The sequence below is a fragment of the Olsenella uli genome, from assembly GCF_016900775.1.
GTDB classification, from domain to species: domain Bacteria; phylum Actinomycetota; class Coriobacteriia; order Coriobacteriales; family Atopobiaceae; genus Thermophilibacter; species Thermophilibacter uli_A.
The window spans coordinates 23,423-45,090 of sequence record NZ_JACJKN010000006.1; the positions used below are offsets into that span (position 1 = coordinate 23,423).

The 21,668-nt window shown below is 67.6% G+C and carries 21 protein-coding genes; 14 read left to right on the plus strand and 7 right to left on the minus strand.

Features of this window, described 5'->3' with window-relative positions; all coding sequences use genetic code 11:
- The first annotated feature begins 31 nt into the window (after positions 1 to 31).
- Together H6A23_RS05140 and H6A23_RS05145 are read left to right on the plus strand one after the other, a co-directional pair.
- Positions 32 to 964: an ABC transporter ATP-binding protein gene (locus H6A23_RS05140; protein WP_204831125.1), complete on the plus strand. Its 933-nt coding sequence runs from the start codon at positions 32 to 34 to the stop codon at positions 962 to 964.
- Entirely contained in the window at positions 957 to 2,222 is a 1,266-nt protein-coding gene (locus H6A23_RS05145; protein ID WP_204831126.1) for an ABC transporter permease subunit, read from the plus strand. Before H6A23_RS05140 ends, H6A23_RS05145 begins: the two co-directional genes overlap by 8 nt.
- 81 nt (positions 2,223 to 2,303) lie before the next feature.
- Here H6A23_RS05145 and H6A23_RS05150 read toward each other — a convergent pair whose 3' ends face one another.
- Together H6A23_RS05150 and H6A23_RS05155 are read right to left on the minus strand one after the other, a co-directional pair.
- On the minus strand, positions 2,304 to 3,212 hold the full coding sequence (locus tag H6A23_RS05150) for an ROK family protein (RefSeq protein WP_204831127.1): 909 nt from the start codon (positions 3,210 to 3,212) through the stop codon (positions 2,304 to 2,306).
- A 26-nt stretch (positions 3,213 to 3,238) separates the two neighbouring features.
- Complete coding sequence (locus tag H6A23_RS05155) at positions 3,239 to 4,009, minus strand: GntR family transcriptional regulator (protein ID WP_204831128.1); 771 nt, start codon at positions 4,007 to 4,009, stop codon at positions 3,239 to 3,241.
- Positions 4,010 to 4,317: 308 nt separating this feature from the next.
- Between H6A23_RS05155 and H6A23_RS05160 the strand changes: the two genes are divergently transcribed.
- The 7 genes from H6A23_RS05160 (at position 4,318) to H6A23_RS05190 (ending at position 9,606) form a co-directional block, all read left to right on the plus strand.
- Positions 4,318 to 5,718: a glycoside hydrolase family 1 protein gene (locus tag H6A23_RS05160; protein ID WP_204831129.1), complete on the plus strand. Its 1,401-nt coding sequence runs from the start codon at positions 4,318 to 4,320 to the stop codon at positions 5,716 to 5,718.
- A 194-nt stretch (positions 5,719 to 5,912) separates the two neighbouring features.
- Positions 5,913 to 7,232, plus strand: a complete 1,320-nt coding sequence (locus H6A23_RS05165) for a PTS sugar transporter subunit IIC (protein WP_353653019.1) — start codon at positions 5,913 to 5,915, stop codon at positions 7,230 to 7,232.
- 151 nt (positions 7,233 to 7,383) lie between these two features.
- Positions 7,384 to 7,683 (plus strand): PTS sugar transporter subunit IIB, encoded by a 300-nt coding sequence (locus tag H6A23_RS05170; protein WP_206109101.1) that lies wholly within the window; start codon positions 7,384 to 7,386, stop codon positions 7,681 to 7,683.
- 17 nt (positions 7,684 to 7,700) lie between these two features.
- Positions 7,701 to 8,045 carry a PTS lactose/cellobiose transporter subunit IIA gene (locus H6A23_RS05175; RefSeq protein ID WP_200799611.1) on the plus strand — a complete coding sequence of 115 codons (345 nt, stop codon included), beginning with the start codon at positions 7,701 to 7,703 and terminating at the stop codon, positions 8,043 to 8,045.
- Positions 8,046 to 8,154: 109 nt separating this feature from the next.
- Entirely contained in the window at positions 8,155 to 8,538 is a 384-nt protein-coding gene (locus H6A23_RS05180; RefSeq protein WP_167930977.1) for an MmcQ/YjbR family DNA-binding protein, read from the plus strand.
- An 84-nt stretch (positions 8,539 to 8,622) separates the two neighbouring features.
- Positions 8,623 to 9,084: a zinc ribbon domain-containing protein gene (locus H6A23_RS05185; RefSeq protein ID WP_204831130.1), complete on the plus strand. Its 462-nt coding sequence runs from the start codon at positions 8,623 to 8,625 to the stop codon at positions 9,082 to 9,084.
- Positions 9,085 to 9,096: 12 nt separating this feature from the next.
- Positions 9,097 to 9,606, plus strand: a complete 510-nt coding sequence (locus H6A23_RS05190) for a YaiI/YqxD family protein (RefSeq protein WP_204831131.1) — start codon at positions 9,097 to 9,099, stop codon at positions 9,604 to 9,606.
- Between the two features lie 14 nt (positions 9,607 to 9,620).
- Here the strand turns inward: H6A23_RS05190 and selD are convergent, their stop codons facing one another.
- The 5 genes from selD to H6A23_RS05215 form a co-directional block, all read right to left on the minus strand.
- Positions 9,621 to 10,661, minus strand: a complete 1,041-nt coding sequence (gene selD / locus H6A23_RS05195) for a selenide, water dikinase SelD (protein WP_286165841.1) — start codon at positions 10,659 to 10,661, stop codon at positions 9,621 to 9,623.
- A 165-nt stretch (positions 10,662 to 10,826) separates the two neighbouring features.
- Positions 10,827 to 11,198, minus strand: coding sequence for a DUF1508 domain-containing protein (locus H6A23_RS05200; protein ID WP_204831133.1), 372 nt, complete (start codon positions 11,196 to 11,198; stop codon positions 10,827 to 10,829).
- 321 nt (positions 11,199 to 11,519) lie between these two features.
- Positions 11,520 to 12,152: an indolepyruvate oxidoreductase subunit beta gene (locus H6A23_RS05205; protein ID WP_204831134.1), complete on the minus strand. Its 633-nt coding sequence runs from the start codon at positions 12,150 to 12,152 to the stop codon at positions 11,520 to 11,522.
- A 2-nt stretch (positions 12,153 to 12,154) separates the two neighbouring features.
- The gene (locus H6A23_RS05210; RefSeq protein WP_204831135.1) at positions 12,155 to 13,924 is read right to left on the minus strand and encodes a thiamine pyrophosphate-dependent enzyme; all 1,770 of its coding nucleotides are present in this window, start codon (positions 13,922 to 13,924) and stop codon (positions 12,155 to 12,157) included.
- 83 nt (positions 13,925 to 14,007) lie between these two features.
- Positions 14,008 to 15,645 carry a class I adenylate-forming enzyme family protein gene (locus H6A23_RS05215; protein WP_204831136.1) on the minus strand — a complete coding sequence of 546 codons (1,638 nt, stop codon included), beginning with the start codon at positions 15,643 to 15,645 and terminating at the stop codon, positions 14,008 to 14,010.
- Between the two features lie 390 nt (positions 15,646 to 16,035).
- On the opposite strand from H6A23_RS05215, the gene H6A23_RS05220 reads away from it, so the two are divergent.
- The 5 genes from H6A23_RS05220 to H6A23_RS05240 all read left to right on the plus strand — a co-directional run bounded on the left by H6A23_RS05220 (position 16,036) and on the right by H6A23_RS05240 (position 21,598).
- A complete protein-coding gene (locus H6A23_RS05220) occupies positions 16,036 to 16,707 on the plus strand; it encodes a response regulator transcription factor (RefSeq protein WP_204831137.1) in 672 nt (223 codons plus the stop codon).
- Positions 16,708 to 16,800: 93 nt separating this feature from the next.
- A complete protein-coding gene (locus H6A23_RS05225) occupies positions 16,801 to 17,829 on the plus strand; it encodes a sensor histidine kinase (RefSeq protein ID WP_204831138.1) in 1,029 nt (342 codons plus the stop codon).
- A 148-nt stretch (positions 17,830 to 17,977) separates the two neighbouring features.
- Positions 17,978 to 18,766, plus strand: coding sequence for an ABC transporter ATP-binding protein (locus tag H6A23_RS05230; protein ID WP_204831139.1), 789 nt, complete (start codon positions 17,978 to 17,980; stop codon positions 18,764 to 18,766).
- The gene (locus H6A23_RS05235; protein ID WP_204831140.1) at positions 18,756 to 20,864 is read left to right on the plus strand and encodes an ABC transporter permease; all 2,109 of its coding nucleotides are present in this window, start codon (positions 18,756 to 18,758) and stop codon (positions 20,862 to 20,864) included. The genes H6A23_RS05230 and H6A23_RS05235 overlap by 11 nt, the downstream gene beginning before the upstream one ends.
- A gap of 170 nt (positions 20,865 to 21,034) precedes the next feature.
- A complete protein-coding gene (locus H6A23_RS05240) occupies positions 21,035 to 21,598 on the plus strand; it encodes a PTS sugar transporter subunit IIA (protein ID WP_204831141.1) in 564 nt (187 codons plus the stop codon).
- Positions 21,599 to 21,668 lie beyond the last annotated feature (70 nt).

Consider the following 21,668-nt stretch of genomic DNA (forward strand, 5'->3'; position numbering starts at 1 on the left):
GCAAGACCGACTACCAGAGAGGAAGCGAAGGATGGAACTGACGCTCGACCGGCTGACCCGGGAGTTCGGGCCCAAGATCGCCGTGGACCGCGTGAGCGCGACGCTCACCCCCGGCGTCTACGGCCTGCTCGGCGCCAACGGCGCCGGCAAGACCACGCTCATGCGGATGGTGTGCGGGGTGCTGCGCCCCACCTCGGGCGAGGTGCGCTACGACGGCGCGCCCGTCGAGCGCATGGGCGACGCCTACCGCGCGCTTCTCGGCTACCTGCCGCAGGACTTTGGCTACTACCCGGAGTTCACGGCGCTCGACTTCATGGAGTACATGGCCTCGCTCAAGGGCCTCGGCCGCTGGGACGCCCGCGACCGCTCGCTCGCGCTGCTGGAGCGCGTGGGGCTTGGCGGAGAGGAGCGGCGGCGCATCCGCACCTTCTCCGGCGGCATGCGCCAGCGCCTGGGCATCGCGCAGGCCGTCCTCAACGATCCCGAGGTCCTCGTGCTCGACGAGCCCACGGCCGGGCTCGACCCCAAGGAGCGCGTGCGCTTTCGCAACCTCATCGCCGGCTTCGCGCGCGATAAGATCGTCCTGCTCTCCACCCACATCGTCTCCGACGTGGAGCACATCGCCGACGAGATCCTCGTGATGCGCGCGGGCTCCGTGGTGCTCTCCGGGCCGCCGGCCGAGCTCGTGGCGGAGGCCGAGGGCAAGGTCTGGGAGGCTACGGTCCCGGCCGCGCGCGCCGAGGCGCTCGAGGCCGCGCTCACGGTGGGCAACGTCCGCCACGCGGAGGGCGGGCGCGTGCTTCTGCGCTACGTGGCCGACGCGCCTGCGGTGCCGGGTTCGGCGCCGGTGGAGCCCACGCTCGAGGACCTGTACCTGTATCTGTTCCGCGACGGCGCGGTTGCCGGGGCAGGCGCCCCGCGCGCCTTCCGCGGCGCCCACTTCAAGGAGGACCGCCATGGCTAGGCTCATCCTGTTCGAGCTCAAGAAGATGCTCACGCGCCGCGTGGCGCTCGCGGCCAACATCGGCGTGGTCGTGTTCCTCGTGGCAATCATGGCGCTCAACGTGACGCAGAGCCGGACGGCGAACTTCGCGGGCGAGGAGTTCAACGGGCTTGCGGCCATAGCGTACAACCGCGCGGAGGCCGAGAAGTACGCGGGGCCGGTGACCGCCGAGCGCGCCGCCGCGGACATCGCCGCCTACCAGGAGCTGCTCTTCTCTCGGGTCGACCGCGACGCGGTGGGCGAGATGACGGGCGAGGCGGTCTACTCGCTCATCGCGCAGAGCTTCTCGCCCGAGGAGGTGGACGAGCTCTACAACTCGTACTGGAGCTGGCTCCTGCGCCCCTGGCGCGTGGCGAGGGAGGAGCCCGCGCAGACGGCCGCCCGCGTGACGCCCGAGATGGCGGCCGACTGGTACGGCGCGGCGGCCGAGCTCACTCAGCAGACGCTTGACGACGGCCAGGGCGGCATGTGGGAGTACGGCCAGGCCGAGCGCGCGTACTGGACGGAGCTGCGCGCTGGGGTTCCCGAGCCGATCACGTACGGCTACTCGGGCGGCTGGGACAACGTCGTCAACTGCGCGGCGTTTCTCGTCTTTGCGATCTTGGCCGTCTGCGTGACGCTGGCGCCCACGTTCTCCTTCGAGTACAGCTCCGGCGCGGACGCGGTGGTGCTTGCCACCCGGCGCGGGCGCTCGTCGCTCGTGGCCGCCAAGGTCGTGGCGGGGCTCGCCTACGCCACGGCGTACTTCGCGCTCTGCGCGGGCATAATCGTTGGGGTCTCGCTCGTCTTCTACGGGGCGGACGGCTTCGGTCTCTCCGTCCAGAGCATGGCGCTCTCCTCGCCCTACCCGCTCACGGCGGGGCAGGCCGCGCTCGTGCTGGTGGGGCTCATGTACGTGGCGTGCCTGGGCTTTGCGTGCCTGACGCTGGCGGTGTCCTCGCGCACCCGCTCGACGCTCTCGGTCTTTCTGGCGGACGTGGCGCTCGTGCTCGTTACCGGGCTCGTCCCCTCGGCCGGCGTGGGTGCGCTCGAGCGCGTGCTCGCCCTCTTCCCGATCAACTTCGCCAACTTCAGCGTGCTCTTCTCGGCGCTCGAGTCCTACCCGCTGGGGCCTGTGGTGCTCGACCTGATCGGGATGGTGCTGCTCGTCTACGCTGCGCTCGCACTCGTCTCGACCCCGGTGGCGGCGATTTCCTTCCGCCGGCACCAGGTGGCGTAGGAAAGACCCAAAAAGAGACGGGCCTCTTTTTGGGTCAGTTTTACCCTATGTGACGCTATGCATTTCTATAATGCGCACATGTCAGCGCGATTGCTCCATGGCGAGGAAGTGCTCGTAGGCGCCGATGAGGTTGGCGTCGTTGAAGAACCGGCACGCCACGATGTCCGCCTCGGGGAAGGCGTTGTCGAACGAGGCGTTGAAGCGGCGGTGCGCGTCCCGCACGCCCTCCACGAAGAGCGGGTTCTGGCTGATGCCGCCGCCGAGGCAGATGCGCTCTGGGTCGAGCCAGCACTGGATGTTGTGGATCTGCAGGGCAATCTCGTCGCACACCTGACGGAACACGCCGGCAACGACTTCGTCCCCGTCCTCAAGCCAGCCGAACAGCTGCCGCCCGTCACAGCCGTCAACCCCCTTCGCTCGGGCAACGCGCTCGCACAGGGACTTCGTCGAGCAGGCAGACGACCAGAGCTGATCACTTGTGATGGGGTTCCTGGGGTCCTCGGGCCAGGAGGTGAGGACCTTCGATGCCTCACCGGCAAAGAGGTGCGCCCCCCGCAGGACCTTGCCGTCGATGACCACACCGCCGCCGATGCCCGTCCCAAAGGCAAGAACCACGCCGCAGTTAACGCCCTGGAGGTTACCGCGGGAGAACTCAGCGATTGCCGAGCAGCGCGCGTCATTCTCGATCTCAACTGGGAGTCTGAAGCGCTTCTCCCACTCCGTTACGTCGACGTCGTAGTTGTAGAGCAGCGCGCCGCCCGTCCGGATGTACTTCCGGCGCGCGTCGATCTCTCCGGGCATGGAGAGGGCCAGGCCCTCGACGTCGCCCATGCGGGCGAGGATGCCCTCGATGGCCTCGAGGAACGGCTCGGGGTCGTGACTCTCCCCGTCGGGGGTGGGCACCTCCCCCTTGCCCTCGAGGCCCGGTCCGCACATGGTGCAGTACTTGATCGCGGAGCCGCCTACGTCGAGAACCGCCAGCTTCTTCATGTCCTTCTCCTGTCCCTGCCTGCTGCCTATATGACGTTCACGTCGCGCAGCTCGGAGCGCATGCCGTTGCTGCGTGCGACGGAGAACTCGAAGGGCGTTCCGTCGTCGAGGAAGCCGACCTGGGAGATCTCGAGCAGGGGGGCGCCCGCGCCGAGCCGCAGGCGCCCGGCCTCCTCCTCGGTCGCGCCCACGGCGCGGATGATGCGGTGGAAGCTCGAGATCTTGAGCCCGAGCGTGTCCTGGACGAACGAGTAGACGGAGTGGTAGAGCCGGTCGCGCTTGAGGCCGGGCGTTACGTCGATCGGCATGTAGGTGTACTCAATCGTAATTGGGTCGTCCTCAAGGCAGCGCACCCGGCAGAAGTAGTAGGTGAAGTCGTCGGGGGAGATGCTCAGGTGCCGCGCGACGCTCTCGGGCGGGTTCGTGACCGAGAAGTCGTAGACCACCGAGCTCACGCTCCTCCCGCGCGCGCTGTGCGAGGCGGTGAAGCCGATCGGCTGGTCGGACCTGGTGAACCCGAACGTGTCCTCCCGCGTGCCGTCCTCGCCCACGAGCAGCGGGTCGACGCCCCCCGTGTCGAAGAGCTCCGTGATGTTCTTCACGTAGGTGCCCGACCCGCGCTTGCTCGCGATGAGACCCTTCTCGGTGAGGATCTCGAAGGCGCGCTTGACGGTGATCTTGCTCACGCCGTAGCGGTCGCAGAGGTCCACGACCGTCGGTAGCTTGTCGTTGGGCACGAGGTCGCCGTCCTCGATGCGGCTCTGGATGTCCTGGGCAATCGACTCGTACTTGAGCATGGCGGCCTCCCTTGTGCTTCCCGCGGTCCTCGACGCGCTCCGCGAACGGTCTTGTTTCGCCCGCGAGCGGTTTGATTTTGCGGCCAGGCAAGAGGGCGCGGGTTCGTGCGCGTTGCGCCCCGTCGGGCTGGTTGGCTGCAAAACCCCAGCTCATCGACGTGGTTCTCGTCTGACGTAATCCATTATCTTCCTTTGTCCCCGTCTTTGTCGGCAATAAATCCGCTACATAGAGAAAATAAAAGCGCTACAATTTAACCAACAAAGCGCGACAAAGAGCCGCGCAGGACGAGCGAGGAAACGGAGGCATCATGGCAGAACTGACCTTGCCCAAGGACTTCTTCTTCGGGGCGGCGATGTCCGGTCCGCAGACGGAAGGAGGCTGGAACGTAGGCGGCAAGCTCGAGAACGTGTGGGACACCTGGTCCAACGAGGACATCGAGGCGTTCTACAACCGCGTGGGCTCCTACGTGGGCAACGACTTCATGCACCACTACAAGGAGGACCTTGCCATCCTCAAGGGCCTCGGACTTGACAGCTTTCGCACGTCGATCCAGTGGAGCCGCCTGCTCGACGCGGACGGCAACATCAACCCCGAGGGCGCGGCCTGGTACCACGAGCTCTTCCGCGCGGCGCGCGAGGAGGGGCTCGAGCCCTTCGTGACCCTCTACCACTTTGACCTCCCCACCTATCTCTTCCGCCGCGGCGGCTGGGAGAGCCGCGAGACCTGCGAGGCGTACGCGAACTACGTCGAGAAGGCGCTCCACGAGTTCGGCAAGGAGGTCCGGTACTGGTTCACGTTCAACGAGCCGAGCGTCGAGCCCGAGAACCGCTACTGGCACGGTGGCTGGTACCCGCAGCACCACAGCTTCCGCGAGGCCGTGGTGGCGCAGTACAACATCTCGATCGCGCACGCGCTCGGCGTCGCCCGCTACCGCGCGGCGCGCGAGGAGGGCGCGCTCCGTCCGGACGCGCGGATCGGCATCGTGTGCAACTTCAGCCCCTCCTACACCAAGGAGGACCCGAGCGAGGCCGACCTCGAGGCGCTGCGCATGAACGACGGCCTCACCACGCGCTGGTGGCTCGACCTCGCGACTAAGGGCAGCCTGCCCGCGGACGTGCTCGAGACCCTTGCCCGCCTCGGGACGCCCGTCCCGGCGCGCCCCGGCGACGAGGAGGTCCTGCGCTCGGGCGTCGTGGACTGGCTCGGCTGCAACTACTACCAGCCCTGCCGCGTGCAGGCGCCGAGCCGCGACCGCGACGAGTGGGGCAACCCGCTCTTCGCCGAGCCCTACGTCTGGCCCGAGCGCGTCATGAACGAGAGCCGCGGCTGGGAGATCTACCCCAAGGGCATCTACGACTTCGGCATGAAGTGCCGCGACGAGTACCCCGACCTCGAGTGGTTCGTGTCCGAGAACGGCATCGGCATCGAGGGCGAGTACAAGAACCGCGACGAGAGCGGCCAGATCCAGGACGACTACCGCGTCGACTTCGTGCGCGACCACCTCGCCTGGATCGCCCGCGCGATCGACGACGGCGCCAGGTGCAAGGGCTACCACTACTGGGGCCTCATCGACAACTGGTCCTGGGCGAACGCCTTCAAGAACCGCTACGGCTTCGTTGAGGTCGACCTCATGGAGAACTACGAGCGCAGGCCCAAGAAGTCCGCGGCGTGGCTCAGGGAGGTTGTCGCGACACACGTGGTGAAGTAGGTCCTTGGGCCGGACCGGGGGGAACGGTCCCGGGCTCCCTCCCCTCGGTTCGGCCATCGGATACGCGTCCCCTGGAGAGGGGCGCGATGGCACGGCTAATGTTTCCAACAGTTCAGTTAGGAGTGAAAGACATGGCCAACGGACAAAGCTTCCTCGACAAGTTCGCGGAAGTCTCCGCCAAGGTCGGCAACTAGGTGCACCTGCGCAGCCTGCGCGATGGCTTCGCCACCATCATGCCGATCTTCATCCTCGCCGGCATCGCAGCGCTGCTCAACAACGTTGTCTTCACGTTCCTGTGGAGCGCGGACCCGAGCAGCCCCGGGCTCTTCCCGAACGCCGACGTGCTCGCCACGGCCCAGTACTGGGGCAACTCGCTCACGCAGGGCGCGCTCTCCATCTCGGCCATCCTGCTGTGCGCCATGGTGGGCTACAGCTTCGCGAACAACAAGCGCTTCGACAACCCCGTCTCATGCGTAGTGGTGGCGCTCGCGGTCTTCTTCATCATGATGCCGCAGACGGTGGCTGCCAACCTTGCTGCGTCATCGCCGCTCTACGTGGCCGAAGAGGTGACCACCGCTCAGGTCTCGAGCGCGTTCATCACCAACTACACGGGCACCAACGGCATGTTCACCGCCATCATCATCGGCCTGTTTGCGCCCACGCTCTTCATCAAGGTCTCGGGCGTCGAGAAGCTGCGCATCAAGATGCCCGAGGGCGTGCCGCCCGCGGTCGAGAAGTCCTTCAACGTCCTGATCCCGATGCTGCTCACCCTGGGCGCCTTCGGCGTGCTCTCGATGGTTCTCTACGCAGGCTTCCAGACTGACGTCACTGCTCTCATCAACACCTTCATCCAGACCCCGCTGCGAGCCCTCACCACCAACCCGATCGGCCTCGTGGTGATCTACTCGCTCGGTGTGTTCCTGTTCACCCTCGGCATCCACCAGTCCACCATCAACGGCGTGCTCGTCGAGCCCGTCCTCACGGTCGTGCTCGTCGAGGCCACGAGCGTGTACAGCTCCGGCGGCATCGACGCCGTGATCGCCCGTCCGGACCTGTGGCTCAACATGAACACCATCAACGTCTACGCGCTCATGGGAGGCTCGGGCTGCACGCTGGCGCTGCTCATCGCAACGTTCATCTGGGGCAAGTGGCGCCCCTCCCGCGAGGTTGCCAAGCTCGGCATCCTGCCTGCCATCTTCAACATCAACGAGCCGGTCATCTACGGCTACCCGATCGTGTTCAACATCCCGCTCATGGTTCCGTTCGTGCTCAACACCATCATCGGTATCCTCGTCGGCTACTTTGCCACGGTCATCGGCCTCGTCAGCCCCACCTGCATCCAGGTGCCCTGGACCACCCCGATCATCGCCTCGGGCATCCTGTCCACGGGCGGCGACATCCGCGCGGGCATTCTCCAGATCGTGCTGCTGGTAATCTTCACGCTGATCTACCTGCCCTTCATGAAGGCATCGGAGACCGCGCAGCGCAAGCAGTTCGAGATAGCTCAGGAGTAGTCGCGTAGTTCCCCCTGCTCTCTGCGGACGGGCCATACCAGCTCGTCCGCAGAGGGTGCCCCCCGGAGGGGTCCCATGTCAAGAAGCGGTGACCGTCATCTGGCGGTCGTCGGATGCAACGGACCGGTATGCCGGTCGGAAAGGACAGATCATGAAGATTATGCTGTGCTGCAACGCGGGCATGTCCACGAGCCTGCTCGTCCAGAAGATGCAGAAGGAGGCCGCGAGCCGCGGCGAGGAGGTCGCAATCGAGGCGCGCCCGATGAACGAGGCCATGGACCACATCAACGAGGCCGACGTCATCCTCCTTGGGCCCCAGATCGGCTACGCGAAGGGCGACTTCGAGAAGGCCGTCGAGGGGCGCATCCCCGTCGCCGTCATCCCGATGGTCGACTACGGTCGCATGAACGCAGCCAAGATTCTCGACGACGTCAAGAAGATGCTCGGCTAGCCAGCGAGGAGGCTGAGATGGAAGACATGGACGAGCTCGAGCAGATCTGCTTCGAGATCATCAGCTACGTGGGCACCGCCAAGTCCTGCTACGTCAACTCGATCGCCAAGGCCAAGGAGGGCGACTTCGACGCGGCGGCCGACCTGGTCAAGCAGGGCGACGAGGCGTACAACGGCGGCCACGAGGTTCACATGAGGCTGCTCCAGGCCGAGGCGTCCGGCGCGGGCAAGAAGACGCTGCCGCTGCTCCTCCTCCACGCCGAGGACCAGATGGCGAGCGCCGAGACCTGCAAGCTCATGGCGCTGAACTTCGCCGACACCTATCGTGAGCTGCTCTCCCTTAAGGAGAAGCTCAACGCGTAGACGCGGCGGGGCGTGACTGACGGGCCGGGGTCGCCGAAGACGGCGCCCCGGCCTATTTCTGTCTGGTAGCCTTTGGCAGGGCAATCCGTTTCCCTGATTGGGGGCCGCCATGGACTTTGCGAATGTCGACAAGCGCCTGCTCTCGCTCGCCGGCGCCACCAAGGCGCTTCACGAGAAGTGGGGCTGGATGGTGTACTGGGTGGGTGGCCGGCAGTTTGCCTGCGAGCTCATGGTCGCGCCCGACGCCAAGGCTCCCTATGCCGGGCGTCACCTGCTCTCGCTCAAGTGCGATCCCGACCGCATCCTGGAGCTGCGTGCCGAGTGGCCGGACGCGGTCCTGCCCGGCTACTACTCCGACGGGCGCACGTGGATCTCGGTGGACCTCGACGCCGACCTGCCTGAGGGGCTCGTGCTCGACCTCTGCGACCTGAGCTACAGGCTCGTTGTTGCCAAGCTGCCCAAGCGCGTGCAGCGTGAGCTTGCCAGGGGGTAGTCCGCGCAACGATCTGTTGCTTGGCTCTTGCGCCGCCCCCCCCGGACAATGGGGGAGAAGAATCCGGATGAGAGGAGACGTCCCATGCTCATGCTCAAGGACGCGCTGTCCCGCCTGCGGCGCGAGCGAGGGCTCACGCAGGAGGAGCTGGCGCGAAGGCTCTACATCACCCGCCAGGCAGTCAGTCGCTGGGAGACCGGTGCCACTGAGCCCGGCATTGACATGATCAAGCTCATTGCCCGCGAGCTTGACGTCCCCGTGACGGCACTCCTCGACATGCCGGAGCACTACTGCCAGAGCTGCGGCATGATGTTCGTCGCGCCCGGCCAGCACGGCCACGAGGCGGACGGCTCCGAGGTGGGGGACCTCTGCCGGTGGTGCTACGATGACGGCGCATACGTCGAGGACGTCACGATGGACGAGATGATCGAGGACTGCGCCCCGCGCATGGCCAAGGCGATGGGCTGGACGGCGGACGAGGCGGCGTCGCTGCTCGGCGCGGTGCTGCCCACGCTGCGCCGCTGGTATGGGGGCGAGGCGCGCTAAGAGGAGGAGCGGGTGGCCCACAGTCGTACCCTCTACATTGACGCCGACGCGTGCCCGGTCACGCGCGAGGCCCTCGCCTGCGCGCGACGGGCGCGGGTGCCGGTGGTCATTGTGGGAAACACCACGCAGAACCTTGAACGGCACGTCCGACGGGATGACCCGCGCGGCCCCGAGCGGGCCCGCGGCCGCGATGCCAAGCACGGCGGGTTCTGGGTCGACGTGCTCGACGTGTCCGTCGGGGCGGATAGCGCGGACTTTGCCATCGTGGAGCGCCTGCAGCCAGATGACGTGGTGGTCACGCAGGACATCGGCCTTGCGAGCATGGTGCTGGGACGTGGGGCGGCCGCTATTGGCGTGCGCGGGCGCGTGTACTCAAAGGCGACGATCGACATGGACCTCTTCATTCGCCACGAGGAGAAGAAGTTGCGACGCACGGGAGGCCGGACGCGCGGGCCCGCCGCCTTCACCAACGAGGATCGCGAGCGCTTCGCCCGCAACCTATCCGTCCTTCTCGATGGATAGCGGCGTCGCGGGGCCTACGCCACGACCACGCTCTTCTCGCCGCGGGGGAGGGCGCGACCGATGACGGCCGCGGGAAGGCCCTCCTCGCGCAGGGCGCCCGCCAGGCGCTCCGAGCCTGACTCGGGCAGCGCCAGGAGCAGGCCGCCCGAGGTCTGCGGGTCAAAGAGCACGTCGGCGAGGTCGAGCGGCAGCCCCTCCGCCAGCGCCACGCGCGGCCCGAAGAAGTCCCGGTTGCGGTAGGCGCCGGCGGGGATGAGTCCCATGCGCGCCATCTCGCGGGCGCGTGCCATGACGGGCACGGCGGCGGCGTCCACCGAGAGCGTGACGCCCGAGGCCTCCGCCATCTCGCAGGCATGGCCCATGAGCGAGAAGCCCGTGACGTCGGTGGCTGCGTGCGGCCAGCAGCCCAGCTCGCGGGCCAGGCGGATGGGCGCCTCGTTCAGGGTGGTCATGGAGTCCGTGGCCACGGCGAGGCCGGCGTCGTCCAGGATGCCGCCCTTGTGCGCGGTGGTGAGGATGCCCGTGCCGAGCGCCTTGGTGAGCACGAGCGCGTCTCCGGCTCGTGCGCCGCCGTTCTCCAGGCGCTCGTCCAGGCGCACAAAGCCCGTCACGGCAAGCCCGTACTTGGGCTCGTGGTCGTTGATCGAGTGGCCGCCCGCGACCACGCACCCGGCGCGCCGGCACTGCTCGGCGCCCCCGGCGAGGATCTGCCCGGCGACCTCTATGCCCAGGCAGTTGGGAAAGCAGAGGAGGTTCAGCGCAAGGGCGGGGGAGCCGCCCATCGCGTAGACGTCGGAGAGGGCGTTGGTGGCCGCGACCTGACCAAACAGGAACGGGTCGTCCACCATCGGCGGGAAGAAGTCCGTGGTGGAGATGAGGCCGCGACCGTCGCCGAGGTCCCACACGCAGGCGTCGTCGGATGCGTCGAAGCCCACCACGAGCTCGGGCGCGTCCAGGCGCGGCAGCCCGGCCAGCACGCCCGCGAGCTCGCCCGGCGCAATCTTTGCCGCGCACCCCGCCGCCTCCACGAGCTCCGTGAGCCGCACGCCCGTCATGTCCATGGCTTCCTCCCTGTGTCTGCGAGGTGGGTCTGCAAATTGGGGACAGCCCCCAAATCACATAAAACTTTTCTGCAAATTGGGGACTGTCCCCAACTCGCAGACGCCCCCGGGCATGCAGGTCCCGGGGGCGTGCCGAGTCGACATTCTTTGTGCCAGGCGCTAGTTCTCGTCTGCGGCAAGGGAGGAGTCCGCCTCCGCGCGCGTGCGCTCTATGCGCCTGAGCAGGGACTCCTTGAGCTCATAGGTGTGGGAGCGCGCGATGTCTCCCGCCTCGTGCGTGATGAAGCGGAAGAAGAAGTGGCCGTCGAAGTCCTCGTAGATGCGGAACTTGGGCGATGCCTCGCGGTCGAAGGCGTCGATGGTGCTGTCCTCGATCTCCGCCTCGGCGGCGGAGGAGCGCACGCACTCGATTCCGTGCAGGCACTCATCCTTGGACGGGAAGATGATTGAGGACATGAGGATGTGCCCGTTGGAGGCGCAGAGGTTGAAGCAGTAGCGGCCCTCGTTCTCAACCACGACGTACTGACCCATGGAAATCACCACCTAAGTCGGCTTACTTGCGGATTACAAGAGCCTACCGCGTGCGGCCCCCCGCGAGCGCGGCGCGTTCGCGGACGGTCGGTTTTGCTCGGGGAGAAGGGCGCGTCGCGGCATCCGCTCGGGCGGCTGACGAGTCGTGAGGGAATGCGAGCAGGAAAATGGGGTATGATTGCTTTACATCCCCCGAACGCAATGGGTTGGCGTGGTCGGGGGACGCGCCAGCCCACCAGACGAGAAGGGCCCCGGCCGCGCCACTCGGGCGGCCGGGGCCACGTCGTTTTTATGACAAACTACCCTGACACCTTTGTCAGGTCAGCGGGCGGCGCCGCGAAGGGCCGCGTCGCGCCCGGCGTCGAAGGCCGCGAGGTTGGCGTCCACCGTCGCGGGCGGCACGCAGCGGCGCACCGCGTCGCGCCAGAGCTCGGCGTCGAAGGGCAGCGCCGTGGAGAGCGCTCCCACGAGGACCACGTTGGTGGAGCGCGGGGCGCCCAGGCCGCGCGCGATGACGCCGGCGTCAAGCAGGTGGGCGCCGAGCTCGCGCAGGCGCTCGCCCACGCCCTCGGGCATCGTGAAGTTGCCGATGTTCACGGAGACGGGCGTGATCTCCTCGTCGTTCACGAACATGCGGCCGCCCACGGCGAGGTAGTGCTGGGCGCGCAGGGCCTCCACGGCCTCGAAGGCCACCACCACGTCGGCGCAGCCGTCGTCGCAGACCATGGTGGAGACGTGCTCGCCCAGGCGGATGACCGTGCTCACCGAGCCGCCGCGCTGGCTCATGCCGTGGATCTCGGAGACCTTGACGTCGAGCCCGGCCTCGGCGGCCACCGTGGCGAGGAGCTTGCCCGCGAGGATGGTGCCCTGGCCGCCCACGCCCACGAGGAGGATTGTCTTGGTTCCGTGCAAAAGTGCCTGTCCCCTTTGCACGCTCTTCTCGGTATCTGCCATTGCTACTCCTTCGTGATGCAGCCGAACGGGCAGGACTGGACGCACTGGTCGCACCCCACGCACTGGGTGGGGTCGATCACGGCCGTGCCGTCCTTGGCGCGCCCGAGCGCGGGGCAGCCGATTTTGACGCACTGCCCGCACGCGCGGCAGTTGCGGATCGTGGGCTCCTTGCCGCGGCTGCGGTCGATGAGGCGGCACGGCGCCTTGAAGACGATGACGGAGAGGCGGTCGGTGGCGGCCGTCGCGGCCTTGAGGGCGGAGCGCACGGCCTGGAGGTCCTGCGCGTCCACCTGAACCACGTCCTCAACGCCCATCGCGCGGCACAGGGCCAGCAGGTCGAGCGCCGTGCCGGTGGGGTTGTCGAGCGGGCCGATCTTGTGCGAGCTGTCCGTGAGGGTGACGCCGTTCACGGGGTTGCCCTGCGTGCCGGTCATGGCGGTGGTGCGGTTGTCCAGGATGCAGAGGGTGCCGGTGCCGCCGTTGTAGATGGTGCCGAGCATGCTCGTGATGCCGGAGTGCGCGAAGGTGGAGTCGCCGATGACGCCCACGACGGGGCGTCCCGTGCGCTCCTGCGCGCGGGCGAGCTCCATGCCGTGCGCCATGGAGAGCGAGGCGCCCATGTCGATGACCGTGTGGCACGCGCCGTAGGGCGCGACGGCGCCGAGCGTGTAGCAGCCGATGTCGCCGGTGACGATGGCCTTGAGCCGGCGCAGCTCGCAGAAGACCAGGCGGTGCGGGCAGCCCGGGCAGAACGCCGGCGGGCGCGGCGGGAGGTCCGTGGCGGGTGCGAGGTGCGCGGGCTGCTCGACGCCAAAGGCCGTGCGAATGAGCTCGGGCTTGAGCTCGCCGGCCACGGGCAGGGCGCCGGCGGCCGGCTCGGCGAGCTGGATGCCGAGGGCGCGGACGTGCGAGGAGAAGTAGTCGCTCGCCTCCTCCACCACGTAGCAGGCGTCCACGGACGCGGCGAAGTCGGCGAGGGCCCGTGCCGGCAGCGGCCAGGAAAGGCCCAGCTTGAACGTGGAGGCCTCGGGCAGCGCCTCGCGGACGTGCTGGTAGACGGCGCCGGCGCAGATGACGCCGATCTTCTCGTCACGCATCTCCACGTGGTTGAACGGGCAGGTCTCGGCATAGGCCTCGAGCTCTGCCTGGCGCTCGTCCACCACGGCGCGGCGCTTGACGGCGTTGGCCGGCATCATGACGTACTTGGGGATGTCGTCCGCGTAGTCGCGCGGGGCCACGGCCTCGCGCGCGCCGGCGGGCGCCACCAGCGTGCGGGTGTGGGCGATGCGCATGGTCTCGTGCAGCATGACCGGCGTGTCGAAGCGCTCGGAGAGCGCAAAGGCGGCGCGCGTCATCTCGTAGGCGTCCTGCGAGTCGGCCACGTCGAGGCAGGGGATGCGGCCGAAGGCGGCGTAGAAGCGCGAGTCCTGCTCGTTCTGGGACGAGTAGCAGGACGGGTCGTCCGCGGCCAGGAGCACGAGGCCGGCGTTCACACCGGTGGACGCGGCGGCCATGAAGGGGTCGGCGGCCACGTTGACGCCCACGTGCTTCATCGTGACGAGCGAGCGCACGCCGGCGATGGCGGCGCCCAGCGCCACCTCGAAGGCGACCTTCTCGTTGGGGGACCACTCGCAGTAGACGTCCTCGTGGCGCACGAGGGCCTCGAGCGTCTCGGTGGACGGCGTGCCGGGGTAGCCCACGCCCACGGCCACGCCCGCCTCCCAGGCGCCCTGGGCGATGGCCTCGTTTCCGGACATGAGGTGCTTGTCCATGTCTCTCCTTTCCTGCGGTTGTGCAAGGGGGGCAGGCGTGCAAGGGGGACAGTCACTTTTGCACGCCCGTCCCCCTTGCACGCCTAGTGGCGGGTCTCGCGGGCGACGAGGGCGTCGGCCCCGTACTTCGCGCGAAGCGCCGGCTTCTCTATCTTGCCCGTCGGGTTTCTCGGCACGGGCGCAAAGATCACGCGACGCGGACGCTTGTAGCGCGGCAGGCCCTTGCAGAAGCGGTCCACGTCCTCCTCGGTGAGGGGGGCGGCGTCGGGCTTGAGCTCGATGATGGCGGCGGCAATCTCTCCCAGGCGCTCGTCGGGCAGGCCGATCACGGCCACGTCCTTGATCGCGGGGTGCCCCATGAGGTAGTCCTCGATCTGCACCGGGTAGAGGTTCTCGCCGCCCGTGATGATGACGTCCTTCTTGCGGTCCACGAGCCAGTAGAACCCCTCGGTGTCGCGCCGGGCCATGTCGCCGGTGTGGAGCCAGCCGTCAACGAGCGTCTCGGCCGTGGCCTCGGGGTCCTTGTAGTAGCACTCCATGAGGCCGGGGCCCTTCACGCAGAGCTCGCCCACCTCGTCGGTGCCCACCTCGGCGCCGCGCTCGTCCACGATCTTGCACTCCCAGCGGTATCCCGGCACACCGATGGCGCCCACGTGGTCGACGTTCTCTACGCCCAGGTGCACGCAGCCGGGGCCCATGGACTCCGAGAGCCCGTAGTTGGTGTCGTAGTCGTGGTGCGGGAAGACCGCGCGCCAGCGCTGGATGAGGCTCGCGGGGACCGGCTGCGCGCCGATGTGCATGAGCCGCCACTGGTCGAGCCGGTAGTCCTCCAGGCGCACCGTCCCCTCCTCAAGCGCCACGAGGATGTCCTGCGCCCACGGCACGAGCAGCCACACGATGGTGCAGCCCTCGTTCGAGACGGTCTCGAGCACCGTTTTGGGAGAGACGCCGCGCAAGAGCACGCCGCGGCCGCCCACCATGAGGCTTCCCATCCAGTGCATGCAGGCCCCCGTATGGTAGAGCGGCGGGATGCACAGGAACACGTCGTCGTGGGTCTGCCCGTGATGGCGCTGCTCCATCTCGGCCGCCTGCGTGAGGCTCTCGTGGTTGTGGAGGATCGCCTTGGGAAAGCCCGTGGTGCCGGAGGAGAAGTAGATGGCCGCGTCCTCGCGCTCGGAGAGGGGCACGCGCGGGTCCGCCGAGGAGCACAGGCTCGCCAGCTCGCGGTAGCTCTCCGCCCAGGTGGGGCAGTCGTCGCCCACGTAGAAGAGGAGCCTCCCCGCCTGGATGCGGTCCACGATGTCCTCGACGCGCCCGATGAACTCCGGGCCAAACACCAGGATGTTCACGTCCGCCTTGTCCAGGCAGTACTCGATCTCGTCCGAGGAGTAGCGAAAGTTGAGCGGCACCACCGTGGCGCCGCTCTTGAGGACGCCAAAGTAGAGCGGCAGCCACTCGATGCAGTTGTAGAGCAGGATGGCCACCTTGTCGTCCTTGCGCACCCCGCGGGACAGCAGCAGGTTGGCAAAGCGGTTGGCCTTCTCGTCAAAGACCGACCACGTCATCTCGCGGCGGAACGGCTCGTCGTCGGTGGTCTCCACGAGGTCGTAGTCGCGCCAGGTGATGTGGCGGTTCTCGCGCCGCTCGGGGTTGACCTCGACGAGGGCCACCTCGCTCGGGTACTTCTCGGCGTTCGCGCGCAGCATGTCGACGATGGTCATGGGGAGCCTTTCGGTCTTGTCACATGTGAGGAACATGATAGACGCGGGCGTGCAAAGAAGGGCGCGCGACTTCGCGTCCGGTAACGTTCATGTGACGTAGCGTTGCGGCTTTGGGGGTCGTGGCAATCCGGGGCGGATGGGCGTTGCGCGGATGGGGGCTATGGCAGCGGCACGGCTGCCATAGCCCCGAAAAGCGCAGCGGGGCGAGAAGAACGCGCAGGTGGCGGTCTGGACCGATTGCCATGACCCCAGTTTCGGCAACGCGCCGGGCGATGGGGCCGCCATGACCCCCTCGGACGCAGCGCCCGCCGCCCGCGCCGGCGTCCCCCTCGGTCCGTCGCGCCGCTGTGCTACCCTCGTGGCGAGAAGAACCTGCGGACAGGAGGCCCCATGAGACGCCTTTTGGTGGTGGAGGACGACGCCCGGCTGCGCGACGAGCTCTGCGTCCTTCTCGAGCGCAACGGCTACGAGGCCGTGGCGCTCACGGACTTCGCGGACACCGCGGCGAAGATCCTCTCCGCCGCGCCCGACCTCGTGCTCCTGGATCTCAACCTGCCTGGCGTTGACGGCCAGTACGTCTGCCGCGAGGTGCGCCGCACGAGCGACGTGCCCATCATCGTGGTGACGAGCCGCGACAACGACATGGACGAGCTGCTCACGCTCTCCCTCGGCGCGGACGACTTCGTGCCCAAGCCCTACAACGACCAGGTCCTTCTCGCCCACGTGGCGACGGTCCTCAAGCGCAGCTACGGCGAGGGCGCTGCCGCGGCGGAGATCTGCCACGGGGGCGTGGCGCTGGACACGGCGCGCTGCCGCGTGAGCTACGAGGGCCATACCGCCGAGCTCACGAAGAACGAGCTGCGCATCCTGGCGCTGCTCATGCGCAACGCCGGCGCGGTGGTGAGCCGCCAGCGCATCCAGGAGGAGCTCTGGGCCTCGGACGAGTTCGTGGACGACAACACGCTCACCGTGAACGTCTCCCACCTACGCGCCACGCTCGCCAAGATCGGCGTCGAGGACTACGTGCTCACCAAGCGCGGTATGGGCTATCTGGTGGAGTAGGTGCTGACAAAGGTGTCAGGGCATTTTGTCATGCTTTTTCATGACAAAATGCCCTGACACCTTTGTCGGCACCCCTGTCGGCTGGGAGGGAACATGACGTTTGGCGCATACGTCGCCGACCGGCTGGTGCCGCTCGCCGTGGGGGCGATGGCGCTCGCGTTCGTCGCGCTCGTCATGACCGTCTACGGCCTCGACCCCGCGGCCGTGGGCTTTGTCTGCGCGGTGCTCGTGCTCGCTGCCGCCGTGGCCCTGCTGCTCGACTGGCTGCACCGGCGCACGTTCTACCTGCGGCTCACCGACCTGCTCGACTCGCTCGACGAGGCGTATCTCGCCACGGAGCTCATCGACCGTCCGGGCTTTCTCGAGGGCGAGATCTTCTACGACGCGCTCGACCGCGAGTCAAAGGCCATGCGCGACCGGATCGCCCTGGCGCGCCGCCGGCAGCGCGAGTACCGCGAGTACGTGGAGACCTGGGTGCACGAGATCAAGACGCCCATCGCCGCGGCGCACCTCATCGCGAGGAACAACCCCGCCCCCGAGGTGGACGCCATGGACGCGGAGGTAGACGCCATCGAGGGCTACGTCGAGCAGGCGCTCTACTACTCGCGCGGCACCTCGCTCGAGCGCGACTTCCAGATTCGCGAGGTCCTGCTCGCCGACGTGGTGCGCGACGCGCTGCGCCACAAGGCGCGCACGCTGATCGGGGCGCGCGTGACGCCGGAGCTGGAGGGGCTCGACCTCACGGTGCACGCCGACCCCAAGTGGCTCTCCTTCGTGATCGGCCAGGCGCTCGTGAACAGCGCCAAGTACCGCAGCGACAAGGACGGGCGCGGCCGCGTGCGCATCACGGCCACGCGGCGCGACACGGGCCTCGACGCGTGGGAGACGGTGCTCGCGATCGCCGACGACGGCGTGGGCATCCCGGTCTCGGACGTGGGCCGCGTCTTTGACAAGGGCTTCACGGGCGAGAACGGCCGCCGCTTTGCCCGCTCCACCGGCATGGGCCTCTACCTCGTGCGGGAGCTCTGCGAGAAGATGGGCGTGCGCACCGCGCTGGAGTCCGAGGAGGGCGCGGGCACCACGGTGTACCTGTTCTTCCCCGACATGGTCGACCGCGCGTGACCCAAAAACTCTGAGAGAGATGGCCCGTCCCCATTTGGGCCACCAACCTTACGAAAGCATAAGGCGCCGATAAGCCCGTCCGATGGCGCCGTCCTTCTCGCCGGGCGAGTATGGTCCTGTACCAGACGGCCACACGAGAGGAGCCCCCATGGCACCCGCTCACATCAGATCAGAACGACCGGTCCTCATCTGCCAGGACGTCGAGAAGCTTTACGGCAGCCGCTCAAACGTCACGCGCGCCCTCGACGGCGTGTCCTTCGAGGTGGCGGCGGGCGAGTACATCGCCATCATGGGCCCGTCGGGCTCGGGCAAGACCACGCTTCTGAACTGCATCTCCACGATCGACCGGCCCACCTCCGGCCACATCTACGTGGACGGGCAGGACATCACCGCGCTGCGCCCGGGGCAGCTCTCGAAGTTTCGCCGCGAGCGCCTGGGCTTTGTCTTCCAGGACTCAAACCTGCTCGACACCCTCACCGCGCGCGAGAACATCGCGCTTGCGCTCACGATCAACCACACCCCGGCCAAGGAGGTCGTCGCGCGCGTGGGCGGCGTGGCGGAGCGCCTCGGCGTCGCGGACGTGCTCGACAAGTTCCCGCACGAGATGTCCGGCGGCCAGAAGCAGCGCGTGGCCGCCGCCCGCGCCATCGTGACCGACCCCTCGCTCGTGCTCGCAGACGAGCCCACGGGCGCGCTCGACTCCAAGAACTCCCGCCGCCTGCTCGAGAGCCTCGAGGCCCTGAACGCCGACGGCGCCACCATTATCATGGTCACGCACGACTCCTTCGCCGCGAGCTATGCCCGCCGCGCCCTCTTCCTCAAGGACGGTCGCGTCTGGAACGAGATCGTCCGCGGCGCCAAGACCCGCAAGGCCTTCTTCGACGAGATCATGGACGTCGTGTCCTTCCTGGGAGGGGAGGGCGCAGATGTACGCTAAGATCGCGCTCGGCAACGTCCGCAAGTCCTTCCGGGACTTCTCCGTCTTCTTCCTCACGCTCACCTTCGGCGTCTGCGTGTTCTACGCCTTCGGGTCCATCACCGACCAGGCCGCCGTCCTGCAGATGGCCGAGGACCAGCGCCGCATGGTGCAGGCCCTCGCGGACATCCTCTCCGGCGTCTCCGTGTTCGTCGTCATCATCCTCGGGTTTCTCGTCGTCTACGCCAACCGCTTCCTCATACGGCGGCGCAAGCGCGAGTTTGGCATCTACCTCACGCTGGGCATGGACATCCGGCACGTCTCGTGGATCGTCGTCATAGAGACGCTCGTCGTGGGCGTGGTCGCGCTGGCGGTGGGCCTGCTTTTGGGCATCGGCCTCTCGCAGGTCATGATGTACGTCACGGCCGGGCTCTTCGAGGCTACGATCAAGGGCTTCGTCTTCGCCTTCTCGCCGTCCGCGTGCCTCTCCACGATGGCGTGCTTCGCGGGCATCTTCCTCGTGACGCTCGTCTTCAACGTGACCACGGTCAGCCGCTACAAGCTCATCGACCTCATCAACGCGGACAAGGTGAGCGAGAAGGTCCGCCTGCGCAGCCTGCCGCTCTCCGTGGTGCTCTTCCTCGTGTCGCTCGCGCTCATCGGCGTGGCGTACAAGGTCCTGCTCGAGCACGGCATGATGGAGGAGGGCCCGTACTTCGCCAGCGCCACGGGCCTGGTCACGGTGGGCACCCTGCTCTTCTTCTTCTCGATCTCCGGCTTTGCGCTGCGCGCGCTCCAGGCGAGCCCGCGCGCCTACCTCTCCGGCCTCAACATGTTCGTGATGCGCCAGCTCAACAGCCGCATCAACACCGCGTGGCTCTCCGTCTCCCTGGTGTGCGCGATGCTCTTCCTCGCCATCTGCGGCGTGTGCACGGGCTTCTCGGTGGCAACGGGCATGAACGAGAGCCTCAAGGTGGGCACGCGCTACGACATGTCGCTCGTGAGCTATCCCATGGGCATGGCCTCGGCGCTCGTCTCCGACGACCCCGAGGAGGGCCCCGCCGCGGCGGACGGCTACGACGCCATCGCCCGCCTGCGCGCGGACATCCCTGACTACGACGAGCTCTTCCGCGACGCCGTCCAGGTCAACCAGTACACCTACGATGCCGAGGGCAACCTGCTCGTGGACACCACGGTGGAGGAGCTCTTCGCCAACACGGACTTCACGGGCAACGCCACCATGCAGACCATGATGCAGGGCAACACGGACCAGCACCTCGTCATCGTGCCGGTCTCGCAGTACAACGCCCTGGCCCAGATGCTGGGCGAGAAGAACGTGGAGCTCGCGGACGACGAGTGCCTGCTCTGGAACGACATGTCGTCTCTCGACGAGCTCTGGGAGGCCGTGGTCGCGCAGAACCCCGAGGTCGAGGTCCAAGGCCAGACGCTGCGCTTCGCCGCAGAGCCGCTCGCGCGCCTGCCCTTCTCGGACTCGAGCGCCGGCGGCACGGTGTCGGGCGCGCTCATCGTTCCCGACGACCTGGTCCCGGAGGGCACCGGACCCACCTCGACCGTGGTGAACCTCATGTACGCGGGCGAGCGCGCGGAGGTGGAGGCCGCCGCCGTCGCCGCGACCGACGAGGCCTACGGAGACATCATGGGCCAGGGCTCCACGCTCGACGCCTGGCCGGTCTGGATGCGCACGACCGCCCAGAGCCTGCTCGACCAGGCGTCCGGCACCACCGTCGTGGTCACCTACCTGGCCATCTACATCGGCGTGATCCTGCTCGTGAACTGCGCCACGGTGCTCGCCCTGCAGCAGCTCTCCGAGGCCGCGGACAACGTGGGCCGCTACCGCGTCCTCGCCGAGCTCGGCGCCGAGCGACGCATGATCAACCGCGCTCTTCTCGCCCAGATCGGCGTGTACTTCCTCTTCCCGCTGGTGGTGGCCGTGGCGCACGCGGCGGTGGCGCTCAGCGTGGTGAACGACATCGTGGCGCTGCTCACCGGCTTCCAGATCGGCACGGCGCTCGTGGGGACGGTCGCCTTCGTCGTGGCCCTCTACGGCGGCTACTTCCTCGTGACCTATCTCACCTCGCGCAGCCTCATCGTCCGCTGACGGGCCGCCTGACCTGACAAAGGTGACAGGGTCGTTTGTCACGAGCGGCTTCGTGACAAACGACCCTGTCACCTTTGTCAGGCCGCCTGCGCCGCTGGCCGAATGAACCTGAAACACGCATGCAACATCGTTACCATGAAGCAATGGAAGGGAAGCGACAGGAGGTATCCATGGGACTGTTCGATAAGATCAAGAGCAAGTTCGTATCTGATGACGGCACGTACACGCCCCCCGAGGCGTCGTTCGCCACCCGCCCGGATACCGTCTACGCCCCCGTCTCGGGCGTGCTCATCCCGCTCGAGGAGGTCAACGACGAGATCATCTCCGCCGGCCTCATCGGCGACGGCTACGGCATCCTCCCCACCGGCAACGGTGTGCTCTACTCGCCGGTCAACGGCCGCATCGGCGCCACCACGGTGACCAACCACTCCATCGGCATCGCCACGCCCGAGGGGATCGAGGTCCTCATCCACATCGGCATCGGCACCGTCAACATGAAGGGCCGCGGCTTCAAGCGGCTGGTCGAGGCCAACGACGAGGTCCACGCCGGCCAGCCGATCATGACCTTCGACGTCGACGCCATCAAGCTCGCCGGCTGTGACGAGGTCATCGCCTGCGTCATCTCCAACCCGGACAGCTTCGCCAAGATCCGTCACGTCGGCTCCTCGGGCACGCTCATCGGCGACCGCCCGCTCGTCAAGATCGGCGACCCGCTCCTCGTGGCCAAGAAGTAGCGTCGCCCCTGCGAGGGTGTTACGATAAAAAGCAATCAGGGCTCCGTACGTAAGAGCGTGCGGGGCCCTC